The following is a 3,392-nucleotide window of genomic DNA, read 5'->3' on the forward strand; positions in this document are numbered from 1 at the left end:
TTTAAGAGCCTGACGATGACCTACTCTCACATGGGGAAGCCCCACACTACCATCGGCGATATGTCGTTTCACTTCTGAGTTCGGCATGGGATCAGGTGGTTCCAACATTCTATGGTCGTCAGGCAAACTGGTTTGGTTGCCCTGAATAATCAGGATGACCAAATAGGTTGCCTTACCGGTGTTCTCTACCGAAGTAGAACTGCTTGCTCACCGGCAAAGCCAAATTGGGTAACGAGAAGTTTGCTATTCAACTGCAAGGTTAGTATCTCTCACACCGTATCTTTGCGTTACCTGGCTTGATGTGCCGAGTAACTGCTTTGGTGTTATATAGTCAAGCCTCACGGGCAATTAGTACTGGTTAGCTTCACGCCTTACAACGCTTCCACACCCAGCCTATCAACGTTGTGGTCTTCAACGGCCCTTCAGGGGAATCAAGTTCCCAGGGAGATCTCATCTTGAGGGAGGCTTCCCGCTTAGATGCTTTCAGCGGTTATCCCGTCCGAACGTAGCTACCCGGCAATGCCACTGGCGTGACAACCGGAACACCAGAGGTTCGTCCACTCCGGTCCTCTCGTACTAGGAGCAGCTCCTCTCAAATCTCCAACGCCCACGGCAGATAGGGACCGAACTGTCTCACGACGTTCTAAACCCAGCTCGCGTACCTCTTTAAATGGCGAACAGCCATACCCTTGGGACCGGCTTCAGCCCCAGGATGAGATGAGCCGACATCGAGGTGCCAAACACCGCCGTCGATATGAACTCTTGGGCGGTATCAGCCTGTTATCCCCGGAGTACCTTTTATCCGTTGAGCGATGGCCCTTCCATACAGAACCACCGGATCACTAAGACCTGCTTTCGCACCTGCTCGACTTGTAAGTCTCGCAGTCAAGCACCCTTCTACCTTTACGCTCGTTGCACGATGTCCGACCGTGCTGAGGGTACCTTTGTGCTCCTCCGTTACTCTTTGGGAGGAGACCGCCCCAGTCAAACTACCCACCACACAATGTCCCCGATCCCGATAAGGGACCCAGGTTAGAACCTCAAACATGCCAGGCTGGTATTTCAAGGACGACTCCACAATGACTAGCGTCACTGCTTCAAAGTCTCCCAGCTATCCTACACAAACAGGTTCAAAGTCCACTGTGAAGCTATAGTAAAGGTTCACGGGGTCTTTCCGTCTAGCCGCGGGTACACAGCATCTTCACTGCGATTTCGATTTCACTGAGTCTCGGGTGGAGACAGCGCCCCCATCATTACGCCATTCGTGCAGGTCGGAACTTACCCGACAAGGAATTTCGCTACCTTAGGACCGTTATAGTTACGGCCGCCGTTTACCGGGGCTTCGATCAAGAGCTTCGCCGAAGCTAACCCCATCAATTAACCTTCCGGCACCGGGCAGGCGTCACACCCTATACGTCCGCTTACGCGTTTGCAGAGTGCTGTGTTTTTAATAAACAGTTGCAGGGGCCTTTTCACTGCGACCGCCGATAGCTCAGAGAGCAAGTCTCATCACCGTCAGCGGCGTACCTTCTCCCGAAGTTACGGTACCACTTTGCCTAGTTCCTTCACCCGAGTTCTCTCAAGCGCCTTAGAATACTCATCCCAACCACCTGTGTCGGTTTGGGGTACGGTTCCTTATAACCTGAAGCTTAGAAGATTTTCCTGGAAGCATGGCATCAACCACTTCCCGGTCACAAAGGACCAGTGGTCTCGACTCTCAGCCTTAAGGTGCCGGATTTGCCTAACACCTCAGCCTACAGCCTTTCCCCGGGACAACCAACGCCCGGTAGGCATAGCCTTCTCCGTCTCTCCATCGCAGTTATAAGAAGTACAGGAATATTAACCTGTTTCCCATCAGCTACGCATTTCTGCCTCGCCTTAGGGGCCGACTCACCCTGCGCCGATTAGCGTTGCGCAGGAAACCTTGGTCTTTCGGCGTGGGAGTTTTTCACTCCCATTATCGTTACTCACGTCAGCATTCGCACTTGTGATATCTCCAGCATGCTTCTCAACACACCTTCACAGACTTACACAACGCTCCCCTACCCCGCATACATAGTATGCAGCCGCAGCTTCGGTATCCAGTTTGAGCCCCGTTACATCTTCCGCGCAGGCCGACTCGACTAGTGAGCTATTACGCTTTCTTTAAAGGGTGGCTGCTTCTAAGCCAACCTCCTAGCTGTCTGAGCCTTCCCACATCGTTTCCCACTTAACTGGAATTTGGGGACCTTAGCTGGCGGTCTGGGTTGTTTCCCTCTTCACGACGGACGTTAGCACCCGCCGTGTGTCTCCCGGATAGTACTCACTGGTATTCGGAGTTTGCATCGGTTTGGTAAGTCGGGATGACCCCCTAGCCGAAACAGTGCTCTACCCCCAGTGGTATTCGTCCGAGGCGCTACCTAAATAGCTTTCGGGGAGAACCAGCTATCTCCGAGCTTGATTAGCCTTTCACTCCGATCCACAGGTCATCCGCTAACTTTTCAACGGTAGTCGGTTCGGTCCTCCAATGCGTGTTACCGCATCTTCAACCTGCCCATGGATAGATCGCCCGGTTTCGGGTCTAATCCCAGCAACTATACGCCCTATTAAGACTCGGTTTCCCTACGGCTCCCCTAAACGGTTAACCTCGCTACTGAAATTAAGTCGCTGACCCATTATACAAAAGGTACGCCGTCACCCCACATGTGGGCTCCGACTGCTTGTACGTACACGGTTTCAGGTTCTATTTCACTCCCCTCTCCGGGGTTCTTTTCGCCTTTCCCTCACGGTACTGGTTCACTATCGGTCAGCCAGGAGTATTTAGCCTTGGAGGATGGTCCCCCCACATTCAGTCAAAGTTTCACGTGCTCCGACCTACTCGATTTCACTTGATCAGATTTTCGGATACGGGGCTATCACCCACTATGGCCGGCCTTCCCAGACCGTTCTCCTAATCATTCACAAGCTTAAGGGCTAATCCGCGTTCGCTCGCCGCTACTGACGGAATCTCAATTGATTTCTGTTCCTACGGGTACTTAGATGTTTCAGTTCCCCGCGTTCGCCTCGCATACCTATGTATTCAGTATGTGATACCTGCCTTATGACAGGTGGGTTTCCCCATTCGGAAATCTCCGGATCAAAGTCTGTTTGCCGACTCCCCGAAGCTTATCGCAGGCTACTACGTCCTTCATCGCCTCTGGCTGCCAAGGCATCCACCGTGTACGCTTATTCACTTGACTATATAACCCAAAACAGTCACTTCCAGTCCGCCTTTCGACAAACCTTCCATCACCATCCAGGTCTTTCATCGTGATAACGATTCACCATAAAGACACAAATGTCAGAGATAATATCTAACGCTTGCATTCTCATTGAATACTTGGACTTCTCATTTCCCAAATTGTTAAAGAGCT

2 rRNA genes are annotated in these 3,392 nt (G+C 51.9%); both read right to left on the reverse strand.

Annotated features, from left to right (window positions below):
* Positions 1–7 precede the first annotated feature (7 nt).
* A 5S ribosomal RNA gene (gene rrf, locus F1529_RS17085) occupies positions 8–123 on the reverse strand.
* 204 nt (positions 124–327) lie between these two features.
* A 23S ribosomal RNA gene (locus tag F1529_RS17090) occupies positions 328–3,218 on the reverse strand.
* Positions 3,219–3,392 lie beyond the last annotated feature (174 nt).

It is taken from the genome of Alcanivorax sp. VBW004, assembly GCF_009718865.1.
Classification (GTDB): Bacteria; Pseudomonadota; Gammaproteobacteria; order Pseudomonadales; family Alcanivoracaceae; genus Alcanivorax.